The organism is Rhizobium sp. NLR8a, from assembly GCF_019685235.1.
GTDB lineage: Bacteria > Pseudomonadota > Alphaproteobacteria > Rhizobiales > Rhizobiaceae > Rhizobium.
In genome coordinates this window covers 12,499-27,933 of record NZ_JABDWI010000007.1, presented here as the reverse complement: position 1 = coordinate 27,933, position 15,435 = coordinate 12,499, and the positions used below count along the sequence as shown (strand labels likewise).

The 15,435-nt window shown below is 60.1% G+C and carries 19 protein-coding genes; 5 read left to right on the top strand and 14 right to left on the bottom strand.

Annotated features, from left to right (window positions below):
• Positions 1 to 173 precede the first annotated feature (173 nt).
• Both HJC04_RS14375 and HJC04_RS14370 read right to left on the bottom strand, forming a co-directional pair.
• The gene (locus HJC04_RS14375; RefSeq protein WP_221146518.1) at positions 174 to 1,442 is read right to left on the bottom strand and encodes a patatin-like phospholipase family protein; all 1,269 of its coding nucleotides are present in this window, start codon (positions 1,440 to 1,442) and stop codon (positions 174 to 176) included.
• A gap of 83 nt (positions 1,443 to 1,525) precedes the next feature.
• Positions 1,526 to 2,860, bottom strand: a complete 1,335-nt coding sequence (locus tag HJC04_RS14370) for a hypothetical protein (RefSeq protein ID WP_221146625.1) — start codon at positions 2,858 to 2,860, stop codon at positions 1,526 to 1,528.
• 337 nt (positions 2,861 to 3,197) lie between these two features.
• Here HJC04_RS14370 and HJC04_RS14365 point away from each other — a divergent pair, with 337 nt between their 5' ends.
• The gene (locus tag HJC04_RS14365) at positions 3,198 to 3,668 is read left to right on the top strand and encodes an MEKHLA domain-containing protein (RefSeq protein WP_221146517.1); all 471 of its coding nucleotides are present in this window, start codon (positions 3,198 to 3,200) and stop codon (positions 3,666 to 3,668) included.
• A gap of 3 nt (positions 3,669 to 3,671) precedes the next feature.
• Here the strand turns inward: HJC04_RS14365 and maiA are convergent, their stop codons facing one another.
• The 4 genes from maiA to hppD are packed head-to-tail and all read right to left on the bottom strand — an operon-like array spanning position 3,672 to position 7,862.
• Entirely contained in the window at positions 3,672 to 4,304 is a 633-nt protein-coding gene (gene maiA, locus HJC04_RS14360; RefSeq protein WP_221146516.1) for a maleylacetoacetate isomerase, read from the bottom strand.
• Entirely contained in the window at positions 4,301 to 5,320 is a 1,020-nt protein-coding gene (locus HJC04_RS14355; protein ID WP_221146515.1) for a fumarylacetoacetate hydrolase family protein, read from the bottom strand. The genes maiA and HJC04_RS14355 overlap by 4 nt, the downstream gene beginning before the upstream one ends.
• 31 nt (positions 5,321 to 5,351) lie before the next feature.
• On the bottom strand, positions 5,352 to 6,713 hold the full coding sequence (gene hmgA / locus HJC04_RS14350) for a homogentisate 1,2-dioxygenase (RefSeq protein WP_210628194.1): 1,362 nt from the start codon (positions 6,711 to 6,713) through the stop codon (positions 5,352 to 5,354).
• Positions 6,714 to 6,752: 39 nt separating this feature from the next.
• Complete coding sequence (gene hppD, locus HJC04_RS14345) at positions 6,753 to 7,862, bottom strand: 4-hydroxyphenylpyruvate dioxygenase (protein WP_210628195.1); 1,110 nt, start codon at positions 7,860 to 7,862, stop codon at positions 6,753 to 6,755.
• 131 nt (positions 7,863 to 7,993) lie between these two features.
• Here hppD and HJC04_RS14340 point away from each other — a divergent pair, with 131 nt between their 5' ends.
• On the top strand, positions 7,994 to 8,494 hold the full coding sequence (locus HJC04_RS14340; protein WP_210628196.1) for an Lrp/AsnC family transcriptional regulator: 501 nt from the start codon (positions 7,994 to 7,996) through the stop codon (positions 8,492 to 8,494).
• Positions 8,495 to 8,508: 14 nt separating this feature from the next.
• Here HJC04_RS14340 and HJC04_RS14335 read toward each other — a convergent pair whose 3' ends face one another.
• Positions 8,509 to 8,970, bottom strand: a complete 462-nt coding sequence (locus HJC04_RS14335) for an Lrp/AsnC family transcriptional regulator (RefSeq protein ID WP_064801990.1) — start codon at positions 8,968 to 8,970, stop codon at positions 8,509 to 8,511.
• Positions 8,971 to 9,093: 123 nt separating this feature from the next.
• On the opposite strand from HJC04_RS14335, the gene HJC04_RS14330 reads away from it, so the two are divergent.
• Entirely contained in the window at positions 9,094 to 9,885 is a 792-nt protein-coding gene (locus HJC04_RS14330) for a phenylalanine 4-monooxygenase (protein WP_210628198.1), read from the top strand.
• A gap of 45 nt (positions 9,886 to 9,930) precedes the next feature.
• Here the strand turns inward: HJC04_RS14330 and HJC04_RS14325 are convergent, their stop codons facing one another.
• From HJC04_RS14325 to HJC04_RS14300, 6 genes are all read right to left on the bottom strand, one after another.
• Positions 9,931 to 10,923, bottom strand: a complete 993-nt coding sequence (locus tag HJC04_RS14325; RefSeq protein ID WP_210628199.1) for a L,D-transpeptidase — start codon at positions 10,921 to 10,923, stop codon at positions 9,931 to 9,933.
• An 85-nt stretch (positions 10,924 to 11,008) separates the two neighbouring features.
• Entirely contained in the window at positions 11,009 to 11,893 is an 885-nt protein-coding gene (locus HJC04_RS14320; RefSeq protein ID WP_221122762.1) for a hypothetical protein, read from the bottom strand.
• 61 nt (positions 11,894 to 11,954) lie between these two features.
• Positions 11,955 to 12,269 carry a hypothetical protein gene (locus tag HJC04_RS14315; RefSeq protein WP_221146514.1) on the bottom strand — a complete coding sequence of 105 codons (315 nt, stop codon included), beginning with the start codon at positions 12,267 to 12,269 and terminating at the stop codon, positions 11,955 to 11,957.
• Between the two features lie 115 nt (positions 12,270 to 12,384).
• Positions 12,385 to 12,966, bottom strand: coding sequence for a BA14K family protein (locus HJC04_RS14310; protein ID WP_221146513.1), 582 nt, complete (start codon positions 12,964 to 12,966; stop codon positions 12,385 to 12,387).
• On the bottom strand, positions 12,966 to 13,127 hold the full coding sequence (locus tag HJC04_RS14305; RefSeq protein ID WP_210628203.1) for a hypothetical protein: 162 nt from the start codon (positions 13,125 to 13,127) through the stop codon (positions 12,966 to 12,968). The genes HJC04_RS14310 and HJC04_RS14305 overlap by 1 nt, the downstream gene beginning before the upstream one ends.
• A 113-nt stretch (positions 13,128 to 13,240) precedes the next feature.
• On the bottom strand, positions 13,241 to 13,639 hold the full coding sequence (locus HJC04_RS14300; protein ID WP_210628204.1) for a DUF1236 domain-containing protein: 399 nt from the start codon (positions 13,637 to 13,639) through the stop codon (positions 13,241 to 13,243).
• 192 nt (positions 13,640 to 13,831) lie between these two features.
• Here HJC04_RS14300 and HJC04_RS14295 point away from each other — a divergent pair, with 192 nt between their 5' ends.
• The gene (locus HJC04_RS14295; protein WP_210628205.1) at positions 13,832 to 14,104 is read left to right on the top strand and encodes a hypothetical protein; all 273 of its coding nucleotides are present in this window, start codon (positions 13,832 to 13,834) and stop codon (positions 14,102 to 14,104) included.
• Between the two features lie 95 nt (positions 14,105 to 14,199).
• Here HJC04_RS14295 and HJC04_RS14290 read toward each other — a convergent pair whose 3' ends face one another.
• Positions 14,200 to 15,054, bottom strand: a complete 855-nt coding sequence (locus tag HJC04_RS14290; RefSeq protein ID WP_221146512.1) for a methyltransferase domain-containing protein — start codon at positions 15,052 to 15,054, stop codon at positions 14,200 to 14,202.
• Positions 15,055 to 15,210: 156 nt separating this feature from the next.
• On the opposite strand from HJC04_RS14290, the gene HJC04_RS14285 reads away from it, so the two are divergent.
• A complete protein-coding gene (locus HJC04_RS14285) occupies positions 15,211 to 15,387 on the top strand; it encodes a hypothetical protein (RefSeq protein ID WP_221146511.1) in 177 nt (58 codons plus the stop codon).
• The last annotated feature ends 48 nt before the right edge of the window (positions 15,388 to 15,435 follow it).

The following is a 15,435-nucleotide window of genomic DNA, read 5'->3' as shown; positions in this document are numbered from 1 at the left end:
CCGACCTGGCCGGAGAAGCCGTTCTCGTCAACCAATTGGGATCGATTCCACAAGGTAATCCATTGCGGGTATCTCTTCCCTATATGGCGGATGCTACACGCCGGGCAGCCGCTTCCCTCACCCGGTCAGAGTTCCGCCTTCGGGCTCTCCTTGGCCGGTACCTCAGGCCATTGTCAAAAGGGCAGAATGTTGAACAGGCGCTTGCTCGCCCTCGCCGCCCAAGTCGGCGTCACGGTCCCGGCTGCCAATGGAGGGCCGGACGATGGAGTCGGTGGCGATTGGTAGAACCGGTTGAGCATCGCGTCACACACGTAGTGCCCCCAATTCGTCAGATGCTCCGTCTCTCTGGCGCCGAGGAAATGGAGGTAGGTGCCAACCTCGGAGGGAACGACCGAGGATGGCGGCAGTGTGTAAGAGGCGTATGGCTTGAGTTCGGCGTCCTTGCTGTCGATCGACCAATAAACGCCATGGGTTCTTGCACGCAGCGCCGATTTCGCAAGATCATCGAGGCCAAGCCTATCGGCCTGTGTTGCAGCCTTGAAGCCGCCGATCAAGTCTCGTCGCCGCAACGACCTCACCTGATTGTCCGTCGTATCGAGAACGCGTTTCAGCTGGGAGAGATAGTTCCAGTAACCGCGGCTCGAGGAACGCCAAGGCGCACCGGCGTCGCTGACAAGCAGGCAGTCGCAGCGTTTCAGCGCCGGTTCGATGCCGTGATTGTCGTAGACGCCGCCGTCGCTCAATATTGCCCGGCCCGGAGCAACCGGTTCGCCGACGGTGTCGTCGAGTTTTTCCCTCTCCCATGAAAATTGCGACAGGTCCAATCGCAGCGGTGACAACACGGGCGGAAATGCAGCTGAAGCGGCAACCGCGGTTGCGAGCGAAAGTGTCGGGTGGAACGACAAGCCGATCCTGTAATCCGCGATATAGCGGTTCGACATCCGGAAAAGCGAACCGGTGCTGAGATTGCTGGCGCAAAATACGAACCAGGGCGAGCTTGGAAGCTCGCGCAGGCTTGGCGATTTTCCATGGAACAGATGTCGCTCGTAGAGTTTCGCGGCTTCGTCCGCCGCGCTCGAAAAGGGATTGAACACGCCCTTCAGGAAGCTCGGCCCATCAGCGAATAGCTGACTGAAGGCCAGAACGTGATCCAGATATTCGGTCCTGAAGTTGACGGCGATGTCGTTCTCGAAGATCAGCCGGGGCCAGATGTAGGCGAGCAGGCCGGAAGCGATGGATCCGCCCGACACCGACGAGATCATACCGAGCTTCGCCAGAAGACCGGCCTCGTTGAGCCTCGCAAGCGAACCCGCATGGAAAAGCACGGCCCGATAGCCGCCGCCCGAAAGGCAGAGGCCGAGTTTATAACGCTCAGCGGGCTTCTCGGGGTCAACGGATCCCGACAAGACGGCATTCGATGGGGCATGCGCGTCTTCCGACATGCTCAGCCTCACTCAGGAATCTGAGTTTCCCAACATTTCCTCCTCCGGGCGAACCAGCGGTCGCTCGTCTTTGGGCCTGCGCGCTACTTACTCGTATACCTCCGGGAGTTGGCATCGCATTTGTGCCACTCCCAGTTTATTTCGGCTTCATCCTTATAGCCATAGCACCAGTCGGCGCGATTGAGCAGCGAACCGAGTTCGTCGCGCCGTTTGCATGCCCGCAGCGTATCGGGTCCCTTGCGATCGACACTCGTGCGGCAGATGTCGTCCAGTCCTGTCCACTGATGGATCAACCGATCCGGCGCCTTTGCCCCCTTGTCCGTGGCGAGCACCTTTCCGGTCTCGGCCTCGATCTGCAGAGAGGCAGTGTTCCACACGAAAGAGAATTCGGCCATTCCGGAGGACGTCTTACCCGTGTCTCTGTTTCCGGCAAACCACTCGACAATTCCCGACATTTCGCATTTTCCGGCACAGCTGGCCGTCACGGAGCCCGGCTTGACGCTGTAGATGCGCTCCGGCCAGCGTTGGGCGAAGGCTGCCTTCTCCTCCAGGACGGCATCTTTGTCGACCGAGTTTCCGAAGAAGGAAACCTCGTCGGCATAGACGCCCTTCATAAAGGCCAACGCCGAAGCACTGTCTTTCGACCATTCGTCATTGTATCGGTTGACGAAATCAACCGCCTCCGTGGTCAGGTCGCCGGGTTCGGAGGCGGTCATTTCCTCGGAATCGCTCGGGTCTGACGGCATGTCGGCGGGTGTTGCGCTCTCCTGCGGTGCGGCGCCCGGCGGGGGCGGCGCGCTTTCCTGTGCCGAGGGCATATCCTCGGGCGTGTTGATGTTCCAGTCCCGCATTTCCGCAGCGGTGAGATACCGTATATCGGTGCTGTCGATCGACAGGCTGAGCTGCAGCAGATTGGGGCTTACCCCCATCTCGGTGAGATAGCCGATGATCTCGCCGGTCAGTGCTTGAACAGTCGAGACGGCCAACTTGTTGTCGATGGCAACATCGTCGGACAGGGAAACCCGATGCACGCCGATAGAGCCCGGCTCGGCAAATCTTTCAACGCCACCGACGAAGGCGAAGGCGCAAGCCGACGCGCACTCGGCGGCTCTGATCTGTATCGTTTTTGCATTCAGGAGGCGGAGGGCCCGGCCGAACCTGATCGCTGCGACCACGTTTCCGCCGGGCGAGTCAAAGGTGACATAGCTCGGCTGGTACTGCGTATATTCGTCGACAAGCGTCATCGCATCGTCGGAACCCTCGAACACGCCTTTTATCGTCAGGGCGCGCTCTCCCGGCGCGGTCTCCAGACGTTGGTAGGAAATGGCCGCATGCCCCTCCCCGGCTATGGCGACGAACGCCAGCAGCATCGATATCAACGAGACGAATTTCCGCATTCTTCCCCAGCCCTCGAGCACCCGTACTTCTCCTGTCGTCATTCGCAGCATGGCTTGCGCATGTCTGTATAGCCGGACGATGAAAATTACCTGCTCCACCCCAGCCTCATCCGCGACCGGCCAAAACCAATAACGGTCCGAAGAACAATAGCTTCGCAGAGAATGTTGACAGCTGCCCCAGCAGCTCAGATCAATGCACAAGGGCGATCTTCTGGCAAGCGTCACAATCAGAAGTGATGAGACAAGGTAAATGCCGGCCCTCGCCGAAAAGGATCGCAGTTCACCAGACATCATAGACGCGTGCAATTGATATCGGCTATGTCGCCTGGACCGAGGCATTTGACCAGTGAGGCAGTTCGTGACTTCTTCCTATGACAACCACGCCCTTGACCTGAGGAATGATCCCGATTTCTTCGCCCTTCTTGCCGGCAGCTACCAGCGCATTGTCGGCCGCCGTCTTGTGGAGGATGGGCAAGGGCCGGACTGGCTTTACAGCCAAGCGCCTTTCGTGGTCCTCGCGCATAATACGCTGCCCGACCCGCGCTTCATCTATGCAAACAGGACTGCGCAGAACTGCTTCGAATATAACTGGGACGAATTCATCATGCTGCCGTCGCGACTATCGGCCGAGCAGCCTGATCGCGCCGAGCGCCAGCGGCTGCTCGATGCCGTCACGCGCGATGGTTTCGTCAATAACGGCCGCGGCCTCAGGGTCGCGAAATCGGGCCGCCGTTTCTGGGTCGAAAATTTCACTGTCTGGCAGCTTATCGATGAGACGGGCAAGCGGTTGGGCCAGGCTGCGATATTTTCATCGTGGCGGGACGCGTAGTTCCTACGGTTTCACGCGGTCCGGATGCGCTGCCTGAAAGGCGGGGAGTTCAGCGCATCTGGCGTCGATATCGCTGATGCGTCTGAAAGCAGTCATATCAACGCCCCAGCGGCGGGCATTGTAGACTTGGGGAACAAGGCAGAGATCGGCGATCGACGGCCTGCCGCCAAAGCTGAACGCGCCATCGGATTCGCCGAGCATGATCTCCAGCTTGCGAAGTCCATCGCCGATGAAATGCTTCATCCATTCCTCGCGAGCCTCGGCCTTGTCGGTCAGCGTCAGAAGATGCGAGACGACATGGAGGTTGCAGATCGGATGGATGTCCATGGCCATCGCATATGCGAGGGCGCGCACTCTGTGGCGATCGAAGCTATCCGATGGCAGCAATCCGTATTCCGGCCGAGACTCGGCCAGATATTCGATGATGGCCAGCGACTGTGTCAGCGTTTTCCCATCGATCACCAGTGTCGGCACGAGCCCCTGCGGGTTGAGCGCGAGGTAGTCCGGCATCTTGTGCGCACCGTCGAGCAAGTTGATCGGCACCGTCTGATAGTCGAGGCCCAGAAGATTGAGCGCGATCCGCACGCGATAACTCGCCGATGATCGCCAGTAGTCGTAGAGAATGATCTCGTTCATCCCCCGGGCTCGTATCTTCCCACCATCTGCTCGATTGCCCCGAAGATCGAATGGCCGGCATGATCCTTCATCTCGATGCGGACCTGGTCGCCGAACCTCATGAAGGGGGTCTTCGGCGATCCGCTCTCGATGGCCTCGATCATTCTCAATTCGGCAATGCAGGAGTATCCATCTCCTCCCACGCCCACCGGCTTGCCGGGGCCGCCGTCGAGCTTGTTGGAGATCGTGCCGGAGCCGATGATCGTACCGGCCACGAGGTGGCGGGTTTTGGCGGCATGGGCAATCAGCTGGCCGAAGTCGAATGTCATGTCGACGCCGGCATTCGCCTTGCCGAACGGCTTGCCATTCAAGCTTACGAGCAGCGGCAGATGCAGCTTGCCGCCATCCCAGACGTCCCCAAGCTCGTCCGGCGTCACCGCAACCGGAGAAAATGCCGAAGCGGGCTTGGACTGGAAGAAACCGAAGCCCTTGGCAAGCTCCTCCGGGATCAGGCCGCGCAGCGACACGTCGTTGACGAGCATCAGCAGCTGGATGGCGCCGCGCGCAGCCTCGGGGCTGGCTCCCATAGCAACATCGCCGGTGATAACGGCAACCTCGCCCTCCATGTCGATCCCGTAGGCCTCATCCGCCACGAGGATCGGATCGCGCGGCGCGAGGAAACCATCCGAGCCGCCTTGATACATCAGCGGATCGGTCCAGAAGCTTGCCGGCATTTCGGCGCCGCGCGCCTTGCGCACCAGTTCGACGTGGTTGACGTAGGCCGAGCCGTCGGCCCATTGATAGGCGCGCGGCAAAGGCGATGCGGCGTCGTGTTCGTGAAAGCGGATGGTCGGCTGAGCCCCCGTCTCGATGCCTTCGGCAACCAGCCGAAGTCTCGGAGCGACATGCTCCCAGTCGTCGAGCGCCGCCTGCAGGGTGCGGGCGATGTGGCCGACCTCTGAACAGCGGGTCAGATCGCGGGAAACGACGACGAGGCGGCCGTCCCTGGTGGAGTCCTTCAAGGTCGCAAGTTTCATGTCGCAGTTCCAGTGCCGGAGGGGCGGATCTTCATTTGATGCCCGGGGTCCCATCGAACTTGCGTTCCAGGCCATCCCAGCATTCGAGGTAATCCTCCTGCAGCGTTTCGAGCTCGGCTGCGTATTTCGTCAGCTGCTGCGGGTAGCGGGTCTCGAACATGAAGGCCATTGTGTGATCGAGCTTCACCGGTTTGAGTTCGCTGTTGGACGCCTTGTCGAAGGCGAGCGCATCCGGCCCATGGGGCAGCATCATGTTGTGCAGGCTGATGCCGCCCGGCACGAAGCCCTCCTCCTTGGCGTCATACTGACCATGGATCAGGCCCATGAACTCGCTCATGATGTTGCGGTGGTACCAGGGCGGCCGGAAGGTGTGCTCGGCGACCAGCCAACGCGGCGGAAATATCACGAAATCGACATTCGCCGTACCCGCATCTTCGGTCGGCGCAGTCAGCACCGAAAAGATCGACGGATCGGGATGATCGAAGCTGATCGCGCCCACCGGCGAAAACGTTCGCAAGTCATATTTGTAAGGTGCGTAATTGCCGTGCCAGGCGACCACATCAAGCGGCGAGTGGCCGATCTCGGTGACATAGAATTTGCCGCACCATTTCACATGGACGCGGCAGGGTGTTTCCTTGTCCTCAAAGGCGGCGACCGGCGTCTTGAAGTCGCGCGGGTTTGCCAGACAATTGGCGCCGATCGGCCCGCGGTCCGGCAATGTGAATTTCGCGCCGTAGTTCTCGCAGATATAGCCACGCCAGACCGTCTGCTCGCCGACTGTCGTGACCTTGAACATCATGCCGCGGGGGACGAGGCATATCTCCAGCGGCTCGACGTCCATGATGCCCATTTCGGTGAACACTCTGATGGCGCCGAGCTGCGGCACGATCATCAGTTCGCCGTCAGCGTTGAAGAAATAATCGTCGACCATGTCTTCGTTGAAAACATAGGCATGCGCCGACATGCCGACCTGAGTCACGGCATCGCCTGCCGTAGTCATCGTCCGCACTCCCTCCAGAAAGGTCAGCTTCTCCTCAGGCGCGGGGATGGGATCCCAGCGAAGCTGGCCGAGCGGCAGCGAATGTTCGTCCAGGCAAGGCGCGGTTTTCCAGAGCGGATAGGAGGCGTTCGAGAAGCGGCGGCTGTGACGCACGCTCGGGCGAATGCGGTACAGCCAGGACCGTTCATTCGTCCCGCGCGGCGCGGTGAAGGGCGAGCCGGAAAGCTGTTCGGCATAAAGGCCGTAATTGCATTTCTGCGGGCTGTTCTGGCCCTGCGGCAAAGCGCCGGGCAGCGACTCCGTCTCGAAGTCGTTGCCGAAACCCGGCATATATTTCAGCCTGTTTGCCGTCGCCGCTTCCGCATCGGCGGCCTGGATCGATGTCTGGTCCATGCTCAACTCCTCCCCGAAAACTCTACTGCGCCGTAGAGTTTACTCCGCTGCCGTGCCGATGACACCACGCTTGATCTGATCGGCTTCGATCGACTCGAAAAGCGCACGGAAGTTGCCTTCGCCGAAGCCCTCATCACCCTTGCGCTGGATGAATTCGAAGAAGATCGGGCCGATCACCGTCTTGGAAAAGATCTGCAGCAGGATTTTCGTCATGCCGCCGTTCACCACGCCTTCGCCGTCGATCAGAATGCCGTGCTTCTTCATGCGGTCGATCGGCTCCCTATGGCCGTTCACACGCTCATAGGACATATCGTAATAGGTCTCGGGAGGCCCCGGCATGAAGCGCAGGCCGTTATCAGCAAGCCGGTCGGTCGCTTCGTATATATCCTCCGTTCCGACGGCGATGTGCTGAATGCCCTCGCCCCGGTACTTCTTCAGATATTCCTCGATCTGGCTGGTGTCGTCCTTCGATTCATTCAACGGTATGCGGATCTTGCCGCAGGGCGAGGTGATGGCGCGGCTGACGAGGCCGGTGATGCGCCCATCAATATCGAAGAAGTGGATCTGCTTGAAGTTGAACAGATTGCGGTAGAAATCCCACCACTTGTCCATGTTGCCGCGGAAGACGTTGTGGGTGAGATGGTCGAGATAATAAAAGCCAATCCCGGTGGGATTCGGATTGGGCTCGCCAAGCCAATCGAACTCAGCCTCGTAAGCCGATCCCTTTGCCCCATAGGTCTCGACGAAATAGAGCAGCGAGCCGCCAATGCCGACAATCGCGGGAACGTCGAGCACTTTGTCATTTCCTTCATAGGGAACGGCGCCATTCGACACGGCGTGATCGAAGGCGTGCCTGGCATCGACCACGCGCCAGGCCATCGATGGAGCGCAGGGACCATGCTTTGCGACGAAACGGGCCGCATGGCTGCCGGGCTCGGCATTGAGGACATAATTGATGTCGCCCTGGCGCCAGACGGTAATGTTTTTCGTCTTATGCCTGGCAACCGCTACATAACCCATGCGCGTGAAGAGCTCGCTGAGCTTCTCAGGCTCGGGGTGGGCGAATTCGACAAATTCGAAGCCGTCGGTGCCGGCCGGATTGTCGGCGGTGATTTCCGACGGAGGTGCATCATGCGGGAACGGACCCATTTTCTTTTCCTCCAGAGGAGACTGCATTTTCTATGCAAACTATGGCTCAAAACACGCGCAAAGTTCTTGCGTTCTTGATGCAGGAGGAACAAATTATGCACGACCTGTGAGCATTATGGAGATTTTGCGCAATGGATGAGCCCCTCGACAAATTGGATATGCGCCTCCTCTTGGAACTTCAAAAGGATGGCAGGCTCACGAATAACGAGCTAGGTGAGCGGATCGCGCTTTCACCGTCGCAATGCTCACGCCGGCGCACCAGACTGGAAGCCGAGGGATATATTCGCAGCTACCGTGCCCACCTCGATCGGGAGAAGCTGGGGCTCGATATGCTGGTGGTCATTTCCGTCACGCTTGCGACCCACAACCGAGACAATGCCCGCCGATTTTCGCAACTGATCAACGGCCTGCCCGAGGTTCTCGAAGCCTATGCGCTGACCGGCGAAATGGACTATCACCTCAAGGTGGCGACCCGTGGGCTCGCCGATCTGTCGAAGTTCGTCAACGACGTTCTGCTGCCGCACGAATCCGTGCAGCACGTGAAAACCTCAATCGTGCTCGACACGCTGAAAACGTTCGAAGGCTATCCGGTGATGACGCCGGGCAGCCGGCATGGCGACAGCGCGCGATGATTTCGTCGCCGTGCTCAGAGCGGCAGTTCGGTGGAGAATTTCAGCTCGCGCAACACGAAGCTCGATACGACGGTTCGCACATGCGGATTGCGCATGAGATAGCGGGTCATGAAGGCTTCGTAGCTTTCGACGTCCCTCGCCCTTATCTTCAGCATGTAATCGAAGGCGCCCGACAAGGCGTAGCACTCCATGATCTCCGGCCGCTCCAGCACCACTGAAGCGAAAGAAGCCACCGCCTCCTCATGGTGATCCTCCAGCGTGACGTGGGCAATCACGCAGAGCTTGAGATCGAGTTTGCCGGGATCGAGCAACGTCACGCGCTTACGGATGACGCCGTCGGCTTCGAGTTCCTGGATCTTCCGCCAGGCCGAACTCTGCGACATGCCGGCCTTTTCAGCCAGGTCCGCCAGCGACAGGGTGCCGTCGGCCTGGATCAGCTGCAGAAGCTTGCGGCGGAAATTCCCAGTTTCTTTCATTTTAGCCGTCGCATTCGAAAATATCGCCCACCACTATGGCGATAACCGGCATGAAAGAAAAGAAAATCCGTCAAACACGGAGCATAATGGCAGAAATATCGCCATTCCCGGGAGGATCAGCCAATGACCAAGGAAAGCAGCTACACCGCCAAACTGCCCGGCCCGGACGGCCTCTATGACTACACCCCCGAAGAAGATGCAATCTGGGGCGAACTCTACCGGCGTCAGATGAAGCTCTTGGCCGACAAGGCTTGCCAGGAATATCTGGACGGCGTCAAATTGCTGGGGCTCAGACCGGAGAAAGTGCCTCAGCTCCTCGATGTGAACAGACGCCTGAATGAGACCACCGGTTTCGGCGTCGAAGGCGTGCCGGCGCTCATTCCGCCTTCGCGCTTCTATGAACTTCTGTCGCAGGGCAAGTTCCCGCTGGCGACCTTCCTGCGCCGCCGCGAGCATATCGATTATATTGAGGAACCGGATCTGTTCCACGAAGTGTTCGGCCATTGCCCGCTGCTGACCAACCAGAGCTATGCCAATTTCGTCCGGCATTTTGGCGAAACTGCCATGCACCTCGGCAAGGGCTATTCATGGCATCTGTTCCGGATTTTCTGGTTCACCGTCGAATTCGGCCTGATCAACACACCGCAAGGACGCCGATGCTTCGGCGCCGGTATCGTCTCCTCGCCGAGCGAAGCGAAGGCGGCAACGGAAGGCACGGCGTGCGAATTCCGGCCGTTCGATTTGATGAGCGTGCTCCGGACGCCCTACCGCATCGATATCCTCCAGCCGATCTACTATGTCATCGACAGCTTTGCCGATCTCGAGTCGATCGTGGAGCAGGATATCGGCGGCGCGATCCTCAAGGCGAAATCGCTGGGAGATTTCGCCCCGGCTTTCGAAGCCAAGGCTTCGTAATCCTGACGCGGCGGTAGCGTGTGAGTAGTCGTCAGATCCTGCGTTTCACTTCGGATCGGCGGAGCTGCGATTGACGAATTCGACGCGGACGCCCGGCTTGACCATGCCGGCCAGCTCTTCGGCGTCCCAATTCGTCAGCCGTACGCAGCCATGCGAGCCGATCTTGTCGATGAGCTTCGGCTCCGGCGTCCCGTGTATGCCATAGGTCGGCTCCGTCAAATCGATCCAAACGCTGCCGACCGGACCGTTCGGTCCCTTCGGGATTGTTAGAACCTTGTCGTTCTTCCCCTGCTTGAAGTTGCGCTTCGGATCATATCGGTACACTGGCATTCGCGCGACACCCTTGACCTTGTGCTTTCCTGAGGGCGCCGGATTGTCCTCGCTGCCGATGGTCGCGGGATAGACGGCAAGCAGCGATCCATCCTCGCCATAGGCCAGCACCTGCCCTGCCTTCTTGTCAGCCTCGATGCTTTTGACCTTGCCTTGCCTGGGAGGGCCCGGATTAACGACCCACACCTTGTCGCCGGGCGCGAACTGCGAACCCGGGTTGAGCGCGTTCAAGAGATCGAGATCCATGTGGAAGCGCTCGGACAGCTTCTCCGCAACGCTGGTATAGCCGAGGCTCTGCATCTTTGCCTTCTCGCCGTAATCCTCAGGAATTCTGTCAACGAGCCCCGTGGCGTCCTCCGGCGAGACGACATAGCTTTCGATGATGGCCGAATTGTCTTCCAAGCGGGAGGCGACATCCGGATCCGGCCTGCCGTCGACAGGAAGCTTGTTCATCGCCTCGAACCCGGCCACAGCCTTGTCGACGTTCTCGCCGGAGAGACCATCGATCACGCCGGGAGAGGAGCCGGCACGGTCGAGCAGGACCTGGAGGCGGACGATCGCCGGATCCGGATCTGACGGCGACAGCTTTCCTTTCCCGATGTCGGCAAGGGAAGCGGCATTGATCGCTTCGGGACGAAGCTCCCGCGCGACGGCGCCGCCAACGGAGAGGGCCAGAGCGAGCAGCGACATCGGCAGGGCTGTTTTCATGGACAACAAATGGCCGACGTGGGAATTTGTTCCCACGTCGGGCCGGCGTTGTCGACGCAGCATCTACAAGTCCGCGAGACTCCGGTCACTGCGCCTTCGCTTGCTTCCTGGCTTCGCGTGATCTTGCGGCGTGCCGGGCGGGCCTCAGTTCTTCGATCGTCGGCCGCCACCATTCGGCATTTCGACGGGGAGACGTTTTCGCAGGCCAGGTACGGACAAGTTCGTCGAATGTCGGCACCCGCCAAACTCCCCAGAGATGATCCTCGGTGACACCGGGATAGAAGTCCGCGACCAGAGCCGGATCGACCAGTTCGCCGGTGATATAAGTAAAAACAACGATCCCATACGCGGTCGCCACCGGACGTCCTGTCGGCGGCAGGTCGTCGGCCGCAAGGGGGTAACGGCGTCGCTTGCGTTCCGCTGCGCGAAGCCTGCTGCGCACCTCCCCTTCGGTTCCCTTCCGCTCCTCGGCACGCCGTCGCCTCTCCTCCGGTTCGTTTCTGCGAGCCGCCGCTTCGATGTCGGGCCATCTGCGTCGCAGTTCCTCATAGGATCGAAAGGGCACGTGCCATATTCGAAGATCGCCGTCCCATAACGAGAACGGCACCTCGCGCAGCTCATCGACGACAGTTTTTGAATAAGGCGTGCGGATTCGAAAGCCGGCCTTGCCGAGTTCCAGATATGGACTGTCGATGGGATCGAAGGCGAAGGCATCGCGCCCCTTCGCATCCGCATGCGCGTCGGCTTCGGCCTCCAGCTCGGCAAGCCATCGACCGATGCGACGGGACGCGGTTCGGCCGGGAACGAACCAGGCTTTTCGCACGTCGTTCCAGCGGGCACGAGGGAAACGGTTCCGGAACTGGTCGACCGTTATTCTGTCGTAAGGAAAGGAAACCTCTGCACCTGGCTTCGGCTCATGGTCACCGAGCGACTTCTCGTCCCGGTCAGCGGGCGATTTTGTTTCGATCATAGGGGGAGAACGCTCCCGCGCCAGGATCGGTTTCCTCGGGCCGTGCGTCGCCTTAACGACGCTAGTGAACCGTCTTCGACGGCTTCTGCGGGTGCGAAATGTTATGCAGCGTCGCCATGAGCTTTTCGAACTCGTTCAAGACACGGTTGAACTCGGCGTCCGGCATCGTGACGATTTCCGATACCGTCGAAGAAACCGACGCGATCAGTTTATCGATCCAAACGCAGCGATCGGGCGGCACATTTCCGAGAATATCGCGACGAAGTATCTTCAACTCGCGAAGAATGCGAACGATAAGGGCTCCGCGCTCCGCCCTGCTCAAGAACGGAAGCCTTGTCTGCGCTTGGTGGATTTCTGCTATCAGCGTCGTCGCCATCCCCGCTCTCCGCCCCCTCAAATGCAACCGGATATCACAACCGGTGCGATTACAACACGGACTTTAGTCTGGCTAGGCGGCACGGTTCCATTTTGTACGCGCTGCCCCTCCATGGTTAATTGCTCGTCGCGACCAGATCCGACATGTCGCAATTGCGGCGTGGACCATCCCATGGCTGATAGGTGTTGTCTTCCGGCCGATACGATCTGTATCGGGCGGCACATCGGGCTGCCGCCTGCGCATTGACTTTCGTGCGGCCGTCTTCAGGGCTTGCGGCGATATTCTGCTGGAACGGTGAGGAGCATTTGCGGATCTCGCCCTTATAGGATCGGTAGCTGTTGGTCACAGGATCGAAGGAACGGTAGCGCTTGGCGCACCAGGCAAGGTGCTCGGCGGCGAATTTTGGCTGCGGTGCCTGCAGTTCTGTCGACGGACGAGCGGGTTGCGAAGCCATACTTGGCGCGACGGTCGCCGGAGCCTCGGTGACATAGCTGGAATAGACCGGCGGAATTCGCTCATAATGCTGCCGACGTGGATCGACCTTCACCGGACTCGTCGTCCATAGATCGGGGGCGGCAAGGTCCGTGAGCGCGGGCGGTCCGGAATCCGCCACCACATGCGAGGCAACGGAGGCCGCTGCCATGCAGGCGCCAACCGAGCTGACGATGCCGAAGGCGACGGTCGCAATGGCATTCATCAGCTCGCTCCCTGCTGTTGTGCCTGGGGGACCCAGACACGCGGCCCGGCGCTGCTGTGACCGCCGGTGGCGACCAGCACGGCGATAATGCCGGCGATCGCCAAGAGGATGGCGATCAGCGGCACGGCGAGACCAGCGGATTTCTCTTCGGAATAGATCATGTTCCCTCTCCTCGATCTGTGCGGCCGCACGACGACGCTGCCGTCCATCGTGCGGCCAACCTCAAAGCTGATGTGCGAAAGGAAGACGCGGCAGGGCCACGTGAACAATCACGTCACTTGATCACCTGAATCACCTTGCGGGACGAGGGTTCGACAATGACACGCTCGTCATTGACCACCGCGTAGGCATATGTCGGATCGTCCGGAACGGGGGTCACCACGACCGTTTCCGGTAGTGGCTGGCCGACGACCACCTTTTCCTTCACAACGACGCGTGCCGACGGTGCCGGAGCCTCGCGGACATAGGTGACGACCTTCTCAGGCGGCGGATCGATCGCCGTGCCGACGACTGCGCCGGCAACGCCGCCGATGGCAGCACCGGCGGGACCACCGACGATGGCTCCGGTGATTGCGCCACCAGCCGCACCATTCACGGTCGAGGACTGGGCGAATGCGACACCTGACATCAGGGTCATGGCTGTTGCCGCGCCTGCAATAAGCTTGAAGAGCATCTTTTCCTCCTTGCCTTTCAATGCGGCCTGCTTGCCGCTGCCAAACCAACTTGCTGGCAACGAGGTCGTTCCACGCCCCGGACCTCGGTCTGAGGCATCCCGGCCCTTGGTCTGGATTTCAATATTCGTTGGCGGCGCTATTCTCGAGCCGAACGCCATCGCATCGCCGGCTTGGGCAGGAGGCCGAAGGAGATGACACGATCCAACCGCCGGGAAGCTGGACGCAGGCGCCTGGCCATGCGTCTGCCGCAAATGCGGACGCTGATCATGCAGGCACGGGACCCGTGGCAGCTCGAGCTTTTCGAGGCCTATCAGATGGCAGTCGAAGCGCGTGATCGGCTTAGAAGACGACGGTTCAATTTGAAGCTGGTGCGGGAATATGACGAAACCTGTGTCGAGATCGAACAGCACGTCATCGGCGCGATCCATGCCCCTCCCCACCCCAACGACAGCCTCATCCCCTAATCGGCGACCGTCAGTTCAATCCAGGCGCCAGGGCAATGCTTGTCCGTATGAGCCCCGGCACCGGCTATCCGCGCGCAAGAGGATGCCGGAAGGGGTTAAGGGGTCCGGCCGGAGACGACCAGGGCGCTCATGCTGCCGCAAGGACGGGCGCCATGGCGGGACGCCACCCGCTCGGCCACCTCATCAACAATCTCCGACATGCGCTCCGGTGCCCGCGATTCAATTTCTCCGCTGAGCGGCGTGCCCCGGCAGAAAGCGGTCGCGACATCATGTGCTGTGGCCGCGGCAGAGGTCAGTTCGAGCCGTTCGCAGGAAACGGCCTCGAAGCCCGCCGATGACACTTCAGCCTTGATCGAGTCAGGGTCGAAATACGAATATGGCAGGCGCCTCAGGAAATCTGGAGGATCCGGCGGGAAGATGCCTGCCAGACATTCGTCCACACATCGTGCGAAATCGTTGGCAGCAAGCGAATCCCACGTCGAAAACAGGAAATGGCCTCCGCTCCGCAACACTCTCTTCGCCTCGCGATAAGCCTTCGGCTTGTCAGGAAAGAACATGACACCGAACTGGCACGCGACGAGATCGAACATCAAATGGGCGAACGGCAGATCCTGCGCATCCGCGTGCATCCAATGCGTTCGCGACATCGTCAGAGATGGTGCGCCGACATCGATCATCGCCTGGCTGAAATCGGTGGCAACGATCTCGGCCGTCGGATCGAGCTTCGCCCGCAGAGCGCGGGTCAAAGCGCCAGTCCCCGCCGCGACTTCGAGCACGCTGACCGGCTTCGACCGTTCGGCGACGATTGCCATCTCCGACGCGTAGGGCTCGAAAAGAATCGGTACGAGAAGGGCCTGGTAAAGGTCGGCGACGCCTGCCCCGAACGGTGTGGGTGACGCGACAAATGCGGCGTCTGCGCCGCCTTCGATGTTCGCAGAAGTTGTCACCATAAGCCTCCAAACCCAACTCCATCAGAACTGAAATATGGCTGAACCCGCTGTTGTCCACGGGGACGGACCTTGGTCCCAGGCCCCTTCGACCGAAGTCCCCGTAGAGGAACGACCGCCTGACCGCGTCGTTTGAACGATACGTAAGGAGATCCGCACATGCCCCAGAGGAACAGATCCCATGCCAATGACGCTTGGAACATCTCCGTCATCGCCCTCGTCATCGTTCTGGCCGGCCTTCTCTATGTCTTCGGCGCAGCTATGTCAGGCGATAGCCTCCAATTGACCGAGAGCATCAGAGGCGCAGAGATCTTCGATACCAGGAATCTGCCCTGATCCCGTCTGGAAAAACTCTAAAGACGCGGTAGGTTAGTCGGCAAAGTC